This window comes from Pelosinus propionicus DSM 13327 (assembly GCF_900114615.1).
Classification (GTDB): Bacteria; Bacillota; Negativicutes; order DSM-13327; family DSM-13327; genus Pelosinus; species Pelosinus propionicus.
Genome location: NZ_FOTS01000038.1, coordinates 1 through 17,132, shown reverse-complemented (window position 1 = coordinate 17,132; position 17,132 = coordinate 1). Strand labels below are relative to the sequence as shown.

The window sequence follows — 17,132 nt, the reverse complement described above, 5'->3', positions numbered from 1 at the left end:
GTAACCTCCTATTGAACACTTAATTATCCATTTATCTTACTTACAGTCCGTTTCTGCTCCACACTCACTGCCTATACCTCGAAGAATTTCAAGAGCATGAGGCAATACAGGCAAAATAATTTCCAAACATTCCCGAACTGCTTTAGGACTACCTGGCAAATTTACAATCAAACATTTGCCGCGAATACCTGCTACTGCACGGCTTAGCATTGCTCTTGGAGATATCGCAGCGCTCTCTCGCCTCATGGCTTCTGGCAAACCAGGAACAGCCTTTTCAATAACACGTAACGTAGCTTCTGGGGTTACGTCCCTTGGTGAAAATCCAGTCCCTCCTGTAGTAAGCAAAAGTCCTACACCAAGTTGATCTACCATTTCTGTCATTGCTTCCACTAATACATCCTGGTCATCAGGAAGTATGCGATAGTCAATTACCTGCCCTTTTATATGCGGTACAAGTTTTTCAATTTCTTTGGCACTGGTATCTTCTCTTTCCCCAATTGCTCCTTTGTCACTAGCCGTAATAATACCTACTGGTATACCCTGCCAGATCTCAATCCCATCCCCTGCTTTTACCCTGCCACCAACTAACACGCGGGTGAAAATGCCCTCTTTCGGCATAACGCATTGACCAACCTGCTTAAAAATCTCGCAATGATGATGACAGCTCTTGCCAATTTGAGTTACTTCCAGTATGCTTTCTCCCGTCTTCAAATAAGTTCCAACAGGAAGTTTAAAAAGCTCCAAGCCTTCAGTTGTGAGATTTTCAGCGAAATCTCCCGGAACGAGCTCCAAACCTTTCTTTCTGCCGATGTCTTTCATTTTTTCAATACTATCTACACTAAGCAAGCTGATCTGCCGATGCCATTTTCCTGCGTGAGCATCGCCTTCCATTCCCCAATTTGCTATTAAACAGGCCTCACCTATATTTTCTTTGCGAACGCCTTTTTCCTTGCTGATACAAACAGCAGTTATTTTGGCAGACATAAATCATCCTCCCTCTCAAACAAACCACTCTTACCGCCTTCTTTTTTCATTAAACAAATGTTTGATATCACCATAGAGCGATCAATTGCCTTACACATATCGTACACAGTCAGAGCAGCAACGCTAACGGCTGTCATGGCTTCCATCTCTACGCCTGTTTGCCCGCTTACCCTGACAGCAGCTTCTATCATGATAGATCGCTGCTCTCTGACAAAACATATCTCAACCGAACTAATCAATAGAGGGTGACAAAGAGGTATGAGATGCTGAGTCTGCTTTGCTGCCATGATACCAGCTAAACGTGCTACTTCTAATACATTTCCTTTGGCAATTTGACTTTCGTATATTTTATCTAGTGTTTCTTTTTCCATAAAAATTTGTCCACGAGCGACTGCTTGTCTTTGCGTTATATCTTTAGCACTGACATCAACCATATGGCTTTCGCCTTTGCTATTAAAGTGAGTGAATTCTGCCATAATTATGTACAAGTCCTTCCTTTTGTAAATGAACGATCGAAACATTGAAATTAATTACATCTGTAGATTTGATAATTAAATTCTATTTTCTAAAAAATCAGCAACCTCTTTTACTTCTTCCAGCTTAAAGTAGGGAACACCTGTATAAACCTGCTGTTCTGCTACTAAGGCAATTCGGTTCTTATTTAGACCAATATATTCTATTCCCTGCCGATGTACCTCTATTTGTGGTTTTTCTTCTTGCTTAAAACCCTCTGTCAAAATTAAATCAACATTACTGATCCCTTGGATGATATCATCCAGACCAAGCGGTTGGGCAAGAGTCTGAACGGTTGCGACTTGACGTGCGGATGCAATGCATACAACATCAGCACCTGCTTGGCGGTGTTTCCATGTATCCGTCCCAGTATGATCTATTTCAAAATCATGCCCATCGTGTTTAATCACTGCAATACGATAACCACGATTTTTCAATTCACGAATAACCTTTGTCAAAAGCGTCGTTTTGCCGCTATTGGAATAACCTACAAAGGAGATAATGGGTATCATATCGCTTTCCTTCTTTCCGCTATTACTTTTATTCAGCCTTAATACGATGCATAACTATTTTACCTTTACGCTCTTTTCTTAAGTCATATTCCTTAGGTTTATTCTGAATCACTGCCTTAACATATTCAATAAGTTCTGGTCAGTCATTCCTGCACACAGTCTCTCTCGTAAGGAATATTCCTGATCCGACAACAAGCAGGGTTTAAGATTGCCATCAGGAGTAAGACGAATTCGATTGCAAGAACTACAAAAGTGTTGGGAGATCGGAACAATAAAACCAATTGATCCCTGTGCCTGCGGAAATCGATATATTGATAAGCGAGTGATTACTCATTTCTGGAAGCATTTTACGCCTTTTTGATTCCTATCAACACCGACATAGCCGCAGCTCCTGTATTTTATATGATACATCTTGATATTTATGTAACAGTTCCAGAAAAATTATTCTTTGTGCCCTATCTTTATAAAACCCAATGTTTATTTTCACTTACCAATTTAGCACAGTTTCTATTTAAAAGTAAAGCCTAAGAGCTCTGAAAACTCAGAATCACTATGCTAGAAAGCTCTTTATTGTTAACTATTACTTTTAAAAAGGTTTACATTCTAAAGAAAATTATTTACACTTATATAAAGATTTCATATTACTGGAGGAAAAGACCATGAAATTAACACTTAGAGAAATGATCTTAATTTCTATTTTTGCGTCATTAACTGCCGTAGGTGCATTTATAAAAATTCCGACTCCTCTTGTTCCTTTCACTTTGCAATATTTATTTTGCGCCTATTCCGGTATATTTTTGGGGGGAAGAAAAGGATTCTATTCCCAAATCCTCTATGTTGGACTTGGTCTAATCGGCATCCCCGTCTTTGCCAGCGGCGGCGGCCCAGCTTATGTACTACAGCCAACATTTGGTTATTTATTAGGTTTTATAGGCTGTTCTTATATCGTCGGTCAGCTGGTTCAATCTTGTTCTACAATTACCTTCATCAGAGTCTATAGTGCAGTTCTTTTAGGACTATTCTTTGTTTATACTTGCGGTGTAGGATATTTATATCTCATTGTAAATTTTTACTTGCATAGGCAAATGACACTACAAGCTGCTATTGGAGCAGGTCTTCTTCCTTATATTACTTCTGACTTAATCTTGAGTATTTTAATCACACTTACTTCCATTCGTATTATACCGATCCTTAGGAAAAGCGGTTATTTACTATCAACGTATAAATCAAAATAAAATTTACGATATTTTTTAATTAAATAAAAAAATGGCAGGTTATTTATATTCCCTGCCATTTTTACTCATTTACACCTTGCGGAAATTGGGCATTCAATTAAGGTAGCAAAAACAAAATTATGGCAATGGTCATCATTGATGGTAGTCATACCCTGAACAAAATGAACATGTTTACCAGCACCTACTTCAATAGCCAGTCCGGTTTGTATTTTTCTTAGCTCATGGTGGTGATTTTCAAAAAAGTCCGTGTTGGTCCATATTTCATGGATATGACCTCCTCCAGGCACATACAGGGCTTCACCAGTAACCCCAGCAAAACGATGATTGTGTCTGTCTTCACCTTGCTCTGCAAGTTTTGTACTACCTAAAAATTCATGCACATGCGTCTGCTTCTGTTGATGCTCGCAAGTGCATTCACATGAACAATGATTGGGCATATCTGAAAAACCTGACATAAACATCCTCCTTTTCGATATTTCTAATATATTTTATGTCAAGTATTATTTAAATGTTCCTTACTTTTTATTTCTTATTTATCTAATTCATTTATTGATATAACCAGGCCTAGTTAGCCATTATCTCTAAACAAAGAAAATCCCCTGAATTCAGGGGATTTTATTTGTTTATTAAGCTGTCTATGATTTTTTATTTATTAAGCTTTAATAATTCTTTCACTTTTGCAACCACATGCTCTACAGTAAATCCATACTCTTTAAGTACGATTGATTCCGGCGCAGAGGCACCAAATGTATCAATCCCTAATACACACCCCTGATCACCAACATAACGTTCCCAACCTAATGTTGATCCCATTTCGATTGCTAAACGAACTTTCACATTAGAAGGAAGTACAGTTTCTTTATATTGCTGTGGTTGATGTTCAAATAAATTCCATGAAGGAAAACTGACTACGGAGACAAAAATATTCTCACTTTCAAGCTGCTTCTGAGCTTGTACGGCTAGCTGAACTTCAGATCCTGTTGCCAAGAGTAAAGCACATGGGATTTCTGCACTTGCTCTTGAAATAACGTACGCCCCCTGTCGTACCCCCTTATCTGCAGATTCTTTCGTTCCAGCGATTGTAACAAGGTCCTGCCTTGATAAGACTAAGGCTGTTGGTTTATCAAGAGATTCTAATGCTATTTTCCAGGCTGCTACTGTTTCATTCCCATCTGCTGGGCGAATCAAGTTAAGATTGGGCAAGGCTCTTAATGATGCCAGTTGTTCAATCGGCTCATGGGTAGGACCATCTTCTCCCACTGCAATACTATCATGGGTAAATACATAAGTAACCGGCAGCTTCATTAACGCCGCCAAACGAATCGCCGGACGTAAATAGTCAGAAAAAATAAAGAAAGTTGCACCATATACTTTTAATCCCCCATGTAAGGCCATGCCGTTTAGAGCGGCTCCCATGGCAAACTCCCGCACACCAAACCAAATGTTGCGTCCATTGTAATCAGCCGAAGAAAAAGGGGTTGTATCTTTTATTGTTGTTTTATTAGAGCTGGCTAAGTCAGCTGACCCTCCAAAAAGTACAGGCACTGTTTTGGCAAATGCATTTATCGCTTCACCAGAAGAAGAACGAGAAGCAATTTTTTGGCCGTCTTCATATATGGGCACATTACTATCCCAATGATTTGGCAGCAGTCCATCGATAGCACTCTCAAGGCTTTTTGCTAACTTTGGATATACAATTCGATACTTTTCCAATAAGACATTCCATTCTTCTTCCAAATGGATCCCCTGCTCTACAACTTGCTCAGAAAAATGCGCATACACTTCATCAGGAACATGAAAATCATTTTTGTAAGACCACTTATAAGCAGCTTTGGTTAGTTGTACTTCCTCTTTTCCTAATGGAGATCCATGAGAAGCAGAAGATCCCGCCTTATTGGGTGAGCCAAAGCCAATCGTTGTTTTGACCTCTATTAGCGTAGGGCGATGAATATCCGCTTTTGCTTTTACTAAGGCTTTATCAATGCTAGTCAGATCATTTCCATCTTCTACATAAAGAACTTGCCAGCCATAAGCTTTAAAACGCTTTTGTACATCTTCGGAAAAGGACAAATTCAGTTTTCCGTCTAATGAAATGTCATTAGAATCATATAAAACAATAAGACGTCCCAATTTAAGATGCCCTGCCAGAGAAGCTGCTTCTGCTGAAACGCCTTCCATTAAATCACCATCACCGCAAATACTATACGTGCAGTGATCAACTATATTATATCCGTCTTTATTATAATGAGCTGCTAGATGCCGTTCAGCCATTGCCATACCAACTGCCATTGCGATTCCTTGTCCTAAAGGACCTGTGGTAGCATCTACTCCTGCTGTATGCCCATATTCTGGATGTCCAGGTGTCCTGCTTTGCCATTGACGAAAATTTTTCAAATCTTCGATTGTAAGATCATAACCAGATAAATGTAATAAGCTATACAGCAATATTGAACCATGGCCTGCAGATAACACAAAACGATCTCGATTAAACCATTTTGGATTCTTTGGATTGTGATGCATATGCTTCGTCCAAAGCTGATAAGCCATAGGAGCTGCTCCCATAGGCATGCCAGGATGACCCGAGTTGGCTTTTTCTACAGCATCAATCGACAAATTGCGAATTGTATTGATTGCTAGTTGCTCTAATTTCTTAGTTTTCATAAGCATAGGCTCCCCTTTCTATCAAAATTAAGTAGGAATATAGAAAATTCCTTTAAAACTGCCACTTGAAGAAGCAACAGCTTTAAAGGAATTATTATAATTATATCTTAGGTTTTATATAAGCAGGAACAGAATACGCATATAGCTCTTTCTCTATATCTACATGCCCTGGAACATATATAAATACAGAATCAGCAATTCGCTGTACATTACCAGATACGACATAACATACGCCATTCATAAAATCTTTAATAGCGTGCTGCATATCCAGATCTACACCTGCAAAATTAATTACTACTGCCACATTTTCTTTCAAATGATTTGCGTATATGCATACATCATCATATGTTACTGGCGAAGCTACTACTACTTTTAAAGACTCATTGGTATGAACATGTAAATTCATTGATTTACGAGCACGAGCTGCATCCATTTCCGACACACCACTCCCAACAGTAGCCACTTCCTCCAGTGGCATCAAATAATTTGTCAGCTTATCGATTAAACTAAGCCCCATTATTTTTGCCCTCCAGACATTTTTAAAATAAATTTAACTAATATTTCCATTGTAATTTAATGATTCGACACGTTATTAATAAATCCCTGCATATCAATCCTATTTTTTATACTTTTTACAAAAAAATGCGTAAAAATGCAAAAATCCTAATTTATTGTACCAATACTTTTAAAATTATTTTAGGCACTCTTTACCTCTGCAGTTACGCCATTCCCTCTCTTGGTCTTTATCCTTACTTTACTTATAAAAAAGACGCCCGCAAAGGGCGCCTATATCTTAGCCATTATTCTTACGCTCTCTACCGCGTAATGTACGGCTTAAAATTGCTTTACGCAGACGAATGCTCTTAGGAGTCACTTCTACCAATTCATCCTTGTTAATATACTCTAATGCCTGTTCTAAGCTTAATATTCGAGGTGCCGTTAAACGCAAAGCTTCATCAGAAGCACTTGTGCGCATATTGGTAACATTTTTCTTCTTGCATGGATTTACATCCATATCCATTTCTCTAGTATTTTCACCGATGATACTACCTTCATATACAGTTTGTCCTGGAACGATGAACAAGGTTCCTCTGTCTTGCACACCAAAGATGCCATAGCCAGTTGTTTCACCAGCTTCAAATGCAACTAAAGCACCGCGGCTGCGTCCTGGTATATCGCCTTTATATGGAGCATAACCATGGAATAAGTGATGCATGATGCCATTGCCTTTGGTACTCGTTAAAAATTCAGAACGGAAGCCGATTAACCCGCGAGCAGGGATCACGAATTCCATACGAAGATATCCAGCGATTTCTGTCATATTTACCAAGTCAGCTTTACGGGTACCCAATTTTTCCATAACAGCTCCCATAAATTCTTGAGGAACATCAATAGTTAATGCCTCCATTGGCTCACACCGCTGTCCATTGATGGTCTTGTAAATAACTTCTGGTTTGCCAACCTGAAATTCAAAACCTTCACGACGCATGGTTTCAATTAAAATCGACAGATGTAATTCACCACGGCCAGATACTTCAAATGTATCTGCACTTTCTGTTTCCCGAACTTTTAAACTCACATTGGTTTCCACTTCGCGAAATAGTCGATCACGTAAATGTCTCGTCGTAATGAATTGACCTTCACGCCCAGCAAGAGGACTATTGTTAACGCTAAAGGTCATAGCCAATGTTGGCTCATCAATATCAATGGTTGGCAATGCTTCTGGATTTTCCGTATCGGCAATGGTCTCACCAATATTTACATCATCCAGCCCAGTAATCGCAACGATATCTCCTAACGCTACGTCTTGGACTTCAGTACGTTTTAAACCTTGATAAGTATACAAACGACCTAATTTTGCCTTCCTCTGAACTTCACCATTTAAAACCAAAACTTGTTGCCCATTCGTAGCTTTACCACGAATAACACGACCAATAGCAATCCGTCCTACATAATCATCATAGTCAAGGGTGGTAACCATGATTTGCAGTGGTCCATCAATCTCTCCTTGAGGAGCAGGAATTTCAGCTACCAATAACTCAAATAAAGGCTGCAGATTATCACTGTCGTCTTCCATATTCAATTTAGCAATACCTGCTCTAGCTGCCGCATAGACAATCTTAAACTCTAATTGTTCATCTGTAGCATCTAGTTCCATAAATAATTCGAAAACTTCATCAGCAACATCCTTTACGCGCTGATCTGGGCGGTCAATTTTGTTGATAACAACAATCGGTTTTAATTTTTGTTCTAACGCTTTTTTCAAAACATATTTAGTCTGAGGCATAGGACCTTCAAAAGAGTCTACTAGTAATAGAACCCCATCCACCATATTGAGCACCCGCTCTACTTCACCGCCAAAGTCCGCATGTCCTGGGGTATCCACAATATTGATTTTTACACCATCATGCATAATAGCAGTATTTTTTGACAGAATGGTAATACCCCGTTCACGTTCAAGATCATTCGAATCCATAACCCGCTCAGCCACAGTTTCATTGGCGCGGAATACTCCGCTTTGCTTTAACATTGCATCTACCAGAGTTGTTTTACCATGGTCAACGTGCGCAATAATAGCAACGTTGCGTAAATCAGTACGTTTCATAAATTAAGCCCTCCTACAAAATCAACAAAGAAAGGATGCGTTTTACTGCACCCTTTTATTTTCGCATACAAACCACTATATTATACTGTCGTCTTGATGTCAATTATAAATATTAAAAATTTCCAATATATTTTAAGCTATACAGTAACTTTTTTTCCTATACACCTCTTTTCAATTTATTAATGTAACTTTGCATTTTTTCTAAGTTGCGCATAATATCTCCCATCTTCTTACTATCAGCGCTGCCTAATTGTTCAAGATATCTTCGATATTCGCCATATTCTTTGTCTAGTAATTCTAGATGCTCATGCAACTGTCTTATAGCCGGATCTATCACTTCAGCCTGTTCAACGCTCCACTCTGTTCCATCCAATGTGACTGCATCTCCAAAATTGGGAATGTAAGTAGGTACCTCTAACTTTTCTTTGATTAACTGTGCAAAGGGTTCTGATGCTTCCACCTCTCCATGTACTAAAAAAATATTAGCAGGTTTTCTTTTATAACAAGTTAACCACGTTAATAATTGCTCTTGATCAGCATGCGCCGAGAAGCCATCCAGGCTATAAATAGTCGCTCTCACACTAATTTCTTCTCCCATAATTTTCACCTTGCTTGCACCTTCTACCAAACGCCGTCCTAGGCTGCCCTGTGCCTGATAACCAACAAATAATATACTAGATTCTGGGCGCCACAAATTATGTTTCAGGTGATGAAGAATCCGACCAGCATCAGCCATTCCACTGGCAGAAATTATAATCACTGGCTCATTTAAGCTATTCAGTGCTTTCGACTCATCAGCCGTTTTCGTAAAACGCAGCTGAGGCATTTGCAAAGGATTATCCTCTTTATTTTTCAGCATTTCTTTAGCTTCTGCATCAAAATCCTGAGTATTACGCATGAAAATGTCAGTAGCAGATATGGCGAGTGGACTATCGATGATCACTGGTATATCGGGAATTCTCCCCGATTTTAAAAGATTATGCAAATAATACAGCATGGTTTGTGTACGGCCTACAGCAAATGAAGGAATAATAATGTTTCCTCCGCGGGCCACACTGTCGTTAATAATCGTTGCCAGATGTTCTTCTCTATCATACTCTTCGTGCAAACGATTACCATAGGTAGACTCTACAATTACATAATCAGCCTCATCAATAAAGGTGGGATCTTTTAAGATGGGCTGATTCGGTTGCCCCAAATCGCCAGAGAATACCAATTTAGTTGTTTTGCCTTCTTCATTGACCATAATCTCCAACATAGCAGATCCTAAAATATGTCCTGCATCCCGAAATCGTACAACAACATTTGGTGATAAGGTTACTTCTTTATCATAATCAACTGGCGAGAAATATTTTAGAGTAGCATAAGCATCCTCAATTGTATATAAGGGCTCTACAGGCTTCCTACCTGCACGCTTCCCTTTGCGATTGGCAATTTCAGCATCAAAGCCTTGAATATGAGCACTATCAGGCAGCATAATTCCACAAAGCTCGTATGTTACTCTGGTAGCATAAATTGGACCTGTAAAGCCAGATTTGCATAATTTAGGCAATAGTCCACTATGGTCAATATGCGCATGAGTTAGCAATACACAATCAATTGCTGTAGGATCATATAGAAAATCACGTCGATTGAAAGCTGTAATCGTTTTTGAACCTTGAAACAATCCACAATCAATTAAAATCTTTAGTGTCCCTACTTCTAATAAATAAGACGAGCCAGTTACAATTTTTGCTGCACCTAAGAAAGTTATTTTCATATGACTCTCTCCTCTCATTATTGCTTTCTGTATATTTCGACAATTTATAGTAAAATCCTTCCCTTTATAGAAAGCCAAAAAGACTTAGTTAAAACTAAGTCTTTTTGGCTTTCTATTCTTCGCCTATAACCCGCACTTCTGGATGCAGCATAATACCTGAATCCTCATATACACGGCGTTGTACTTCTTTAATTAGTAATAATACATCTTCTGCCGTTGCCCCTCCAGCATTAATAACAAAGCCGGCATGCTTCATTGATACTTGAGCTCCTCCCACTTGGAGTCCTTTCAAGCCAGCCTTTTCAATCAATGTACCTGCAAAGTTTCCTGGTGGTCGTTTGAAAGTACTGCCAGCGCTAGGCATTTCTAAGGGCTGTTTGCTCTCTCTCCTGAATGTATACTCATCCATTTTTTGCGAAATTGCCGGTTTTTCTTGCTTATGTAATGTTAATTCTACCTCACAAATAATACAGCCATTGTTCTGGAAAATACTATGACGATAAGCAAATTGAATTTGCTCTGGTAAAAACCGTTGGATATTACCATTACTGCAAACACCAGATACTGCTGTAACCACTTGACACATTTCACCAGAGTATGCGCCTGCATTCATAAATACAGCACCGCCAATACTGCCAGGAATGCCAACTGCAAATTCCATTCCACTTAATCCATGTTTAGCAGCATAACAAGATACATCTGCCAGCATGGCCCCTGCACCAGCACTAATTGAAGCATCAGTATGCCGAATGTATGACATTTCACTGCCAAATTTCAGAACTAAACCTTTAATGCCTTTATCACGTACTAGAATATTTGATCCATTACCTAGTACTGTAACTGGTATACCATACTGCTTTGTAATGATCATAATAGCGGAAATTTCATCCATGGAAGCAGGAAAAACTAGGTAATCAGCTGGACCGCCAATTTTAAAAGTCGTGTGCTTGGATAAGGGCTCATTGATCAAAAGGCGAGACTCAGGGATCACATCCTTTAACTTTAGTAAAAGTTCGTCAGACAGCTTATTTCTTTTCAAAGAAATCCATTCCTTCGGCTACAGAATCACCTAAAATTTTATAAATATCTGCTACTAGGCGTTGAAATTTCATGTATGACTGCATAAATGCAGAAGCTTTCGTATTCCCAACAATCATTTGATACATTTGTTGTATTTGCTCTGTCTTTGCTTTGTCTTCCCCCTTCCCTCCCATCATCTCGTATTCTAATTCCATTTGCTTAGCAATAAAATCTTTTACCATTTTCTTGGCCTGCTCATCTGTATCAATGACTTTTTTAACTTCCATAAATTCTCTGTATTCTGGTGATTCTTTAATAGCCTTCACTAAATCATGAGTTTTATCGTAAATATTCATATTACTCCTCCTCGTTTATAATCTACTAAGATATATCCAATACATTATACAATATTCTGTCTATAATCGTATAGATCTTAAGATTTGTGCATCATTATTTTTGTTTTAGTAAAGATACATAAAAATCTTGCATCGTCTTTGCATCTGCAGCTTGGGTACCAGCAGACTCACAAATCACTCGGGGGGTAAAGCCACGTTTGGAGCAAACAGCAACAAAAGGCTCATAAGGAGGGCCAAATTCATCAGCAAAAGTCCAATGGCGTTTTTCGCCCCCTTTTGTAAACTCAATAGGACTAAAGTGAACATGCAGTTTTTTTGCTACTTCCATTCCTAACGTTTCTCCTACCTTATCAAAAACAGCTTCAAATTCCTTTTCTGTTGTATATTTACCAGCTGTTACAGCATGCAAATGCCCAAAGTCCACAGTAGGTATAAGCCATTCAGATAAAGTACATACAGAAAGAACCTCTTCTAATGAACCTAATTGATTCTGTTTTCCCATGGTCTCTGGACAAAGATAAACACCCGTTAATCCTCGTTGCTCTATTAGCTCCAATACGTTAAAGAGGGCATGTTTCACTTTTTCCAGCGCCGCTTTCCGATCCTGCTTCCCCACTCCTCCCATATGGAAAACAATTCGGTCAGCCCCCATCCAACGAGCGACTTCTAGGGATTTTATAAAATGATTTTGTGTATTCCCAATAACTTTCTCATCATCAGTGGACAAGTTAATATAATATGGAGCATGAATGCTAAGTTTCACTCCATACTTTACTGCCTGCTGCCCAATTTTAATTGCTGTTTCCTCTTTGATATTCACGCCGCGAGTACACTGGTATTCGTAAGCCGTCAGCTTCAGCGTATCCAACCATGCCGGCATCTCTACTGAAGCTTTATACCCAGCTGCATAAAAAGCATCCGGGTTTCCTCCTGGTCCAAATTGTGCAAGCATTATTTCACCATCTTTTCAATAGTTATAGATCTTATTTTAAGCCTACAAATTGCTGCTGGCGAAGAGTCTCATATAACACAATGGCAGCAGAATTTGATAGATTAAGGGATCTAGCATCGCCAATCATGGGAATGCGAATACAACTTTCTTTATGTGCCGCTAATAAAGCTTCTGGCAAACCAGCCGTTTCTTTTCCAAACACCAATAAATCATCTGCCTTAAACTGAATATCACTATAATGCTGGTCAGCTTTTGTTGTGTTAAAGTAAAAATTATGCCCCTTATATAATTCTATCACTTCAGCAAAATTTTCATGACTATGTACTTTTACTAAATTCCAATAATCCAAGCCAGCTCTTTTCAAATATTTATCTTCAATTGAAAAACCCAAAGGCTTTACTAAATGAAGCTCCGTATTTGTTGCAGCGCATAAACGCGCTATATTACCCGTATTTCCAGGAATTTCGGGTTCAACTAATACAATATGCATGATAACACCCCATTTTTATATCATTTCCAAATACTTAATTATTACATATGCTTTCACAATTTTAAATAAAAAAATCTCTAGTCCATTACTCTTTTTTCTTCGCAGGAAATACAATCATCATAAATACCATAATAATAATGGTTAAAACAATCCCTGTAGATTGAGCATTTAATATTCCAATTCCTTTTCCGCCATTGCCAAATTGCAGAACTACGGTAGCCAAAATTCCTCCAATTGCGCATATAAAGGCTGAATTAGTGGAAGGCCGTCTTGAAAACAAACCAAATAATAAAGGAGCTGTTAATGATACGGACATCAACGAATAAAAGATCGATAATGCTGTAATTATATTCGGTAGCACCAACGCAATGCTGATACCAAGAATTCCAGCTATCACAGTCACTAGACGGCTCATTTTCAGCAGTTCCTCATCTGAGATTTCAGGTTTTATAAAGGTTTTATACAGATCTTTCGTAAAAGATGTTGTTATCATATATAGTACTGCGTCTGCCGCGCTAACCTCAGCTGAAAAGATGGCTGCCAAAGCAAATGCAGAAGCCCAAAACGGCATAAATTCTTTCATAACAACGGGCAATGCCAATTCACTCTGCGTCAAGTTTGGAAACGCTGCAAAGGCACACATTCCTAGTATAACAGGGACAATGGCAAACGCAAATTGCACAAAAGCATTCAAGGCTGTACCAATTCTTACTGTAGCTACATCACGAGCTCCATACACCTTTCCAATCAAGCCCGGAGAAATAAAAAAAGATGGCGTTAACATTAAAAAATAACCAATAATCATTGTAATTCCAATACCATCAAAACTCATGTAGGCTTCCGCCTTGCTTGTATCCGCTATATTTTGTCCGATGAGTGCAGTAAAGCCTTCCCAACCGCCTATATAATGCAATGCAAAGGGAACAGCTAGCAAGAATCCTACAAATTTTACCACAATTTGAATACTATTTACAAATGTCGCAGCAAGTAGTCCTCCTGCTCCAAAATACAAAATAACTACTACAGCACCAACTAAAATCCCTACGGTTTTACCAGTACCAGCTACAGCGGTCAGTATCCAGGCAATTCCCATTAACTGTCCAGCAAATATAGCTAGAGTACCAACAGCCATCATTAATGATATTAATCCGCGAAAATTTTGATTATAGCGATAATCAAGATAATCTCCTAATGTATATAAGTTATACTTTTTTGCCACTCGCCAAATTGCAGGGCCAACAATAAATGCTAAGATGACAGAACCTACAGCCGAAGAAGCAATCCACCACCAAGCAGAAATACCAAATTTATAGCCTACGCCAGCTACACCAACTGTGGATCCAGCACCAATGTTAGGTGCAATTAATGTCGTAAATAAAAGAGCAGGTCCTAGCTTTCGTCCAGCAACAAAAAAATCAGATGCACCTTTAACTCCCTTAGTGGCAATAAAACCTACAGCAACTAAAATACATGCATATACGATAATAGCTATTAAATACGGGTTCATCTTTACATTCTCCTTTTCAATAACAAATACCTAAAGCTTTGATCATCAACTTACAATCAATGCTTTAGGCATTATGAACTGCAATAAATATACTATATTATTTCATACAAATCAACATTGTATCCTTAATAATGCTTGTTATTTACTACACATATCGTATCAAAATTAGTTTTACTTACTTCATCTAAAAAAAATCATAAAAACAAGAGAACAGTAGAATAATACCTTTGTAAGTAACGTCTTATCATAAGGAGGAATTAGCATGACTGTACAAAAGGACTTACAAAAGGCTGTCGCTGCAGCTGAATCCGCTAAAGGTACCTATGCAACTTTCGCACAATCTACTGACGATCAAACGGCCAAACAATTATTTACACAAATGTCACAAGACATGGATCAACACATCAGCCAACTTAATAGTCGCCTTAGTGTTACCGAGCAAAATCAACTAAATAGTCAAGCAGAGTAATAAATGATAGGGGGCAGTAAATGACTGTCCCCTATCATTTATTACTTAAATCCGCTCTATGCAAGTGAACCTAAATTCTTCTAGTGACTGCTCTTTTCTATATTGCCCCCACTTAATGCTTTCTCTTCCTCTGGAATTCGAATACCTAAAATTAACCAAGTATTACATAAGGTCGCAAGAGTTGCCGTGATTACAGCCCCAAATAGTAAGGGCACAACTAACAATTCGATGGCTACAGCTACATAATTAGGATGTTTTATATATTGGTATGGTCCTCTAGAAATAAGTTTTCGGTCAGGAATGACTAGAATTCGAGTATTCCAAGCCTTCCCCAAACTGGCAATACACCAATATCTCACTACTTGCGCAATCACAAATAAGCTCAGCCATACATACCATAACTCACTAACGGCAACAGTTTTACCTATGCTGCTCTCTACGATCCAACCGATAAACCAGCAGCCATGTAAAACAAAAAATAAAGAGTAATGCTCCTTACCAAACTCTTGTGCCCCAGCTTTGATTGACCACTTATAGTTATTTTCGGCTATATAAAGTTCTAACAGACGTTGACTAATTAGAAAACATGCCATTGCCAAAACCCATAGATTCACCATTTGAATAACACCTGTTCTGCACTAAATCCAGGTCCTAATGCTAACATAATTCCATACTTATTATTAGCTGGTGTTTCAATCATAAATTTTTCTAATACAAATAAAATGGAAGCACTAGACATATTTCCATACTCAACCAGTACATCATATGCGTGAGACAGCTGGTCTTTACTGACATTCAAGCTGCCCGAATATGCCTCTAATACCTTAGCTCCACCAGGGTGAACAACATAATGAGCTATTTTTTCTTGCTCGATTCCCCATTTGCCACAAGCCTCTTGTAGCAAATCAGGTAAATAACGTCGTACAATGCTAGGTATATCTCGAGAAAACCGCACCTTAAGACCTGTGTCAATTAACTCCCATCCCATAATGTCTTCTGTATTGGGAAACAAAGTACTATGATTTCCTAGAATGACGGGTCCTCCATTATCCATAGCTATCAATGCCGCGGCTGCGCCATCTGCAAAAATACTGGTACCGACTATATTTGATTTAGAAAAATCATTTCTTTGGAAAGTAAGACTGCAAAGTTCTACAGCCACCAACAATATTGACTTATCGGGCATACTGTAAGCAAGCTCATTTGCCCGTGCTAATCCAGCAGCACCTCCTGCACAGCCAAGTCCCCAGATCGGAAGTCGCCTTGTGTGAGGTGATAGAGCCAGCCGCTCAATCAGTTTCGTGTCTAAAGTAGGTGTTGCAATTCCAGTAGAAGTGACAAATATAACCATACCAATATCTGTGGGTTTTACATTTCCTCTCATCATTGCCTGTAATGCTGCTCTTTCTGCAAGATCAAGAGCCACTTCTTTAAAAATTTGATTCGCTTCTGAAAAAGAATGAGAAGCGGCATACCATTCCAGCGGCCGAGATAAGTATCTAATTTTTACGCAGCTATTTTCAAAAACAGGAAGCAGCTTATCAATATGATCTACATGGGAACGAAACATACTTGCGACAAATTCTTTTATCTCTTTTTGCTCTAAAGCATAATGAGGTACTGCTGTACCGATAGCCTGTATTCTAGGCTTCATCATTTAATCACCACCAATTGGTATTTTAATACTACTACACTATTAAGCAATACATTGAAAAATACCATTTTAGGTAAATTATAAAATTAACCCCTCTGTTTATTGATATGCTACCCCTAGACAGGACAGTGAAATAAAAAACACTGTTCAGTCTGGGGGTAATATTATGCCGAAAAAAGGAAAGCTAGCGGCAGAAGAAAAAATACGTATCGTAGAATCATATCTATTCGGAAAGGTCGGATGTTGTGAAGCGGGACGATTGGCAGGAGTAAATCATAAGACGATTGCAGATTGGGTCAGCCGATATAAGTCGGAAGGGCCGGCAGGATTTCTGCCCCAAAAGCACGATCGGGCATATAGCAAGGAAACGAAGCTATCGGCGGTTTTTGATTATTTGGCTGGAAAAGGTTCTTTG

At 38.7% G+C, this 17,132-nt stretch carries 19 protein-coding genes; 3 read left to right on the top strand and 16 right to left on the bottom strand.

Going from position 1 to position 17,132, the window contains the following annotated elements; translation table 11 throughout:
• Positions 1–36: 36 nt before the first annotated feature.
• From BMZ99_RS17875 to BMZ99_RS27105, 4 genes are all read right to left on the bottom strand, one after another.
• The gene (locus tag BMZ99_RS17875) at positions 37–984 is read right to left on the bottom strand and encodes an MOSC domain-containing protein (RefSeq protein ID WP_090940499.1); all 948 of its coding nucleotides are present in this window, start codon (positions 982–984) and stop codon (positions 37–39) included.
• On the bottom strand, positions 969–1,460 hold the full coding sequence (moaC, locus tag BMZ99_RS17870; RefSeq protein WP_090940495.1) for a cyclic pyranopterin monophosphate synthase MoaC: 492 nt from the start codon (positions 1,458–1,460) through the stop codon (positions 969–971). The genes BMZ99_RS17875 and moaC overlap by 16 nt, the downstream gene beginning before the upstream one ends.
• 75 nt (positions 1,461–1,535) lie before the next feature.
• Entirely contained in the window at positions 1,536–2,009 is a 474-nt protein-coding gene (mobB, locus tag BMZ99_RS17865; protein WP_090940493.1) for a molybdopterin-guanine dinucleotide biosynthesis protein B, read from the bottom strand.
• Between the two features lie 108 nt (positions 2,010–2,117).
• Entirely contained in the window at positions 2,118–2,273 is a 156-nt protein-coding gene (locus BMZ99_RS27105; RefSeq protein ID WP_245755041.1) for a hypothetical protein, read from the bottom strand.
• Between the two features lie 395 nt (positions 2,274–2,668).
• Here BMZ99_RS27105 and BMZ99_RS17855 point away from each other — a divergent pair, with 395 nt between their 5' ends.
• Positions 2,669–3,244: a biotin transporter BioY gene (locus tag BMZ99_RS17855; protein ID WP_090940488.1), complete on the top strand. Its 576-nt coding sequence runs from the start codon at positions 2,669–2,671 to the stop codon at positions 3,242–3,244.
• A 65-nt stretch (positions 3,245–3,309) separates the two neighbouring features.
• Here BMZ99_RS17855 and BMZ99_RS17850 read toward each other — a convergent pair whose 3' ends face one another.
• From BMZ99_RS17850 to BMZ99_RS17805, 10 genes are all read right to left on the bottom strand, one after another.
• On the bottom strand, positions 3,310–3,699 hold the full coding sequence (locus tag BMZ99_RS17850) for a YmaF family protein (protein WP_217645114.1): 390 nt from the start codon (positions 3,697–3,699) through the stop codon (positions 3,310–3,312).
• 190 nt (positions 3,700–3,889) lie between these two features.
• Positions 3,890–5,905 carry a transketolase gene (gene tkt, locus BMZ99_RS17845; protein WP_090940485.1) on the bottom strand — a complete coding sequence of 672 codons (2,016 nt, stop codon included), beginning with the start codon at positions 5,903–5,905 and terminating at the stop codon, positions 3,890–3,892.
• A gap of 100 nt (positions 5,906–6,005) precedes the next feature.
• Positions 6,006–6,422: a cell division protein SepF gene (locus BMZ99_RS17840; RefSeq protein WP_090940483.1), complete on the bottom strand. Its 417-nt coding sequence runs from the start codon at positions 6,420–6,422 to the stop codon at positions 6,006–6,008.
• 276 nt (positions 6,423–6,698) lie between these two features.
• Positions 6,699–8,510: a translational GTPase TypA gene (typA, locus tag BMZ99_RS17835; RefSeq protein WP_090940480.1), complete on the bottom strand. Its 1,812-nt coding sequence runs from the start codon at positions 8,508–8,510 to the stop codon at positions 6,699–6,701.
• 157 nt (positions 8,511–8,667) lie between these two features.
• Positions 8,668–10,269: an MBL fold metallo-hydrolase RNA specificity domain-containing protein gene (locus BMZ99_RS17830; protein WP_090940476.1), complete on the bottom strand. Its 1,602-nt coding sequence runs from the start codon at positions 10,267–10,269 to the stop codon at positions 8,668–8,670.
• Between the two features lie 112 nt (positions 10,270–10,381).
• Positions 10,382–11,308 carry a UDP-N-acetylmuramate dehydrogenase gene (gene murB / locus BMZ99_RS17825; protein ID WP_090940472.1) on the bottom strand — a complete coding sequence of 309 codons (927 nt, stop codon included), beginning with the start codon at positions 11,306–11,308 and terminating at the stop codon, positions 10,382–10,384.
• On the bottom strand, positions 11,295–11,645 hold the full coding sequence (locus BMZ99_RS17820) for a YlbF family regulator (protein WP_090940469.1): 351 nt from the start codon (positions 11,643–11,645) through the stop codon (positions 11,295–11,297). Before BMZ99_RS17820 ends, murB begins: the two co-directional genes overlap by 14 nt.
• A 94-nt stretch (positions 11,646–11,739) precedes the next feature.
• Positions 11,740–12,597, bottom strand: a complete 858-nt coding sequence (locus BMZ99_RS17815) for a TIM barrel protein (RefSeq protein ID WP_090940467.1) — start codon at positions 12,595–12,597, stop codon at positions 11,740–11,742.
• Positions 12,598–12,628: 31 nt separating this feature from the next.
• Positions 12,629–13,087, bottom strand: a complete 459-nt coding sequence (gene trmL / locus BMZ99_RS17810) for a tRNA (uridine(34)/cytosine(34)/5-carboxymethylaminomethyluridine(34)-2'-O)-methyltransferase TrmL (RefSeq protein ID WP_090940464.1) — start codon at positions 13,085–13,087, stop codon at positions 12,629–12,631.
• An 85-nt stretch (positions 13,088–13,172) separates the two neighbouring features.
• Positions 13,173–14,594 (bottom strand): sodium:solute symporter family protein, encoded by a 1,422-nt coding sequence (locus BMZ99_RS17805; protein WP_090940461.1) that lies wholly within the window; start codon positions 14,592–14,594, stop codon positions 13,173–13,175.
• A 262-nt stretch (positions 14,595–14,856) separates the two neighbouring features.
• Here BMZ99_RS17805 and BMZ99_RS17800 point away from each other — a divergent pair, with 262 nt between their 5' ends.
• Positions 14,857–15,063, top strand: a complete 207-nt coding sequence (locus tag BMZ99_RS17800) for a DUF1657 domain-containing protein (RefSeq protein WP_090940458.1) — start codon at positions 14,857–14,859, stop codon at positions 15,061–15,063.
• Positions 15,064–15,143: 80 nt separating this feature from the next.
• On the opposite strand, the gene BMZ99_RS17795 is transcribed toward BMZ99_RS17800, so the two are convergent.
• Positions 15,144–15,680 carry an isoprenylcysteine carboxyl methyltransferase family protein gene (locus tag BMZ99_RS17795; protein ID WP_090940455.1) on the bottom strand — a complete coding sequence of 179 codons (537 nt, stop codon included), beginning with the start codon at positions 15,678–15,680 and terminating at the stop codon, positions 15,144–15,146.
• On the bottom strand, positions 15,674–16,720 hold the full coding sequence (locus BMZ99_RS17790) for a type III polyketide synthase (protein ID WP_090940452.1): 1,047 nt from the start codon (positions 16,718–16,720) through the stop codon (positions 15,674–15,676). Before BMZ99_RS17790 ends, BMZ99_RS17795 begins: the two co-directional genes overlap by 7 nt.
• A 163-nt stretch (positions 16,721–16,883) precedes the next feature.
• On the opposite strand from BMZ99_RS17790, the gene BMZ99_RS17785 reads away from it, so the two are divergent.
• Positions 16,884–17,132, top strand: a 249-nt coding sequence (locus tag BMZ99_RS17785; protein ID WP_139214793.1) for a helix-turn-helix domain-containing protein, incomplete at its 3' end; no start/stop codon positions are given.

Coding starts and splice junctions, on each gene's coding strand:
- BMZ99_RS17875 (WP_090940499.1), bottom strand. CDS start 984: ATGTCTGCCAAAATAACTGCTGTTTGTATCAGCAAGGAAAAAGGCGTT.
- moaC (WP_090940495.1), bottom strand. CDS start 1,460: ATGGCAGAATTCACTCACTTTAATAGCAAAGGCGAAAGCCATATGGTT.
- mobB (WP_090940493.1), bottom strand. CDS start 2,009: ATGATACCCATTATCTCCTTTGTAGGTTATTCCAATAGCGGCAAAACG.
- BMZ99_RS17855 (WP_090940488.1), top strand. CDS start 2,669: ATGAAATTAACACTTAGAGAAATGATCTTAATTTCTATTTTTGCGTCA.
- BMZ99_RS17850 (WP_217645114.1), bottom strand. CDS start 3,699: ATGTCAGGTTTTTCAGATATGCCCAATCATTGTTCATGTGAATGCACT.
- tkt (WP_090940485.1), bottom strand. CDS start 5,905: ATGAAAACTAAGAAATTAGAGCAACTAGCAATCAATACAATTCGCAAT.
- BMZ99_RS17840 (WP_090940483.1), bottom strand. CDS start 6,422: ATGGGGCTTAGTTTAATCGATAAGCTGACAAATTATTTGATGCCACTG.
- typA (WP_090940480.1), bottom strand. CDS start 8,510: ATGAAACGTACTGATTTACGCAACGTTGCTATTATTGCGCACGTTGAC.
- BMZ99_RS17830 (WP_090940476.1), bottom strand. CDS start 10,269: ATGAAAATAACTTTCTTAGGTGCAGCAAAAATTGTAACTGGCTCGTCT.
- BMZ99_RS17820 (WP_090940469.1), bottom strand. CDS start 11,645: ATGAATATTTACGATAAAACTCATGATTTAGTGAAGGCTATTAAAGAA.
- BMZ99_RS17815 (WP_090940467.1), bottom strand. CDS start 12,597: ATGCTTGCACAATTTGGACCAGGAGGAAACCCGGATGCTTTTTATGCA.
- trmL (WP_090940464.1), bottom strand. CDS start 13,087: ATGCATATTGTATTAGTTGAACCCGAAATTCCTGGAAATACGGGTAAT.
- BMZ99_RS17805 (WP_090940461.1), bottom strand. CDS start 14,594: ATGAACCCGTATTTAATAGCTATTATCGTATATGCATGTATTTTAGTT.
- BMZ99_RS17800 (WP_090940458.1), top strand. CDS start 14,857: ATGACTGTACAAAAGGACTTACAAAAGGCTGTCGCTGCAGCTGAATCC.
- BMZ99_RS17795 (WP_090940455.1), bottom strand. CDS start 15,680: ATGGTGAATCTATGGGTTTTGGCAATGGCATGTTTTCTAATTAGTCAA.
- BMZ99_RS17790 (WP_090940452.1), bottom strand. CDS start 16,720: ATGATGAAGCCTAGAATACAGGCTATCGGTACAGCAGTACCTCATTAT.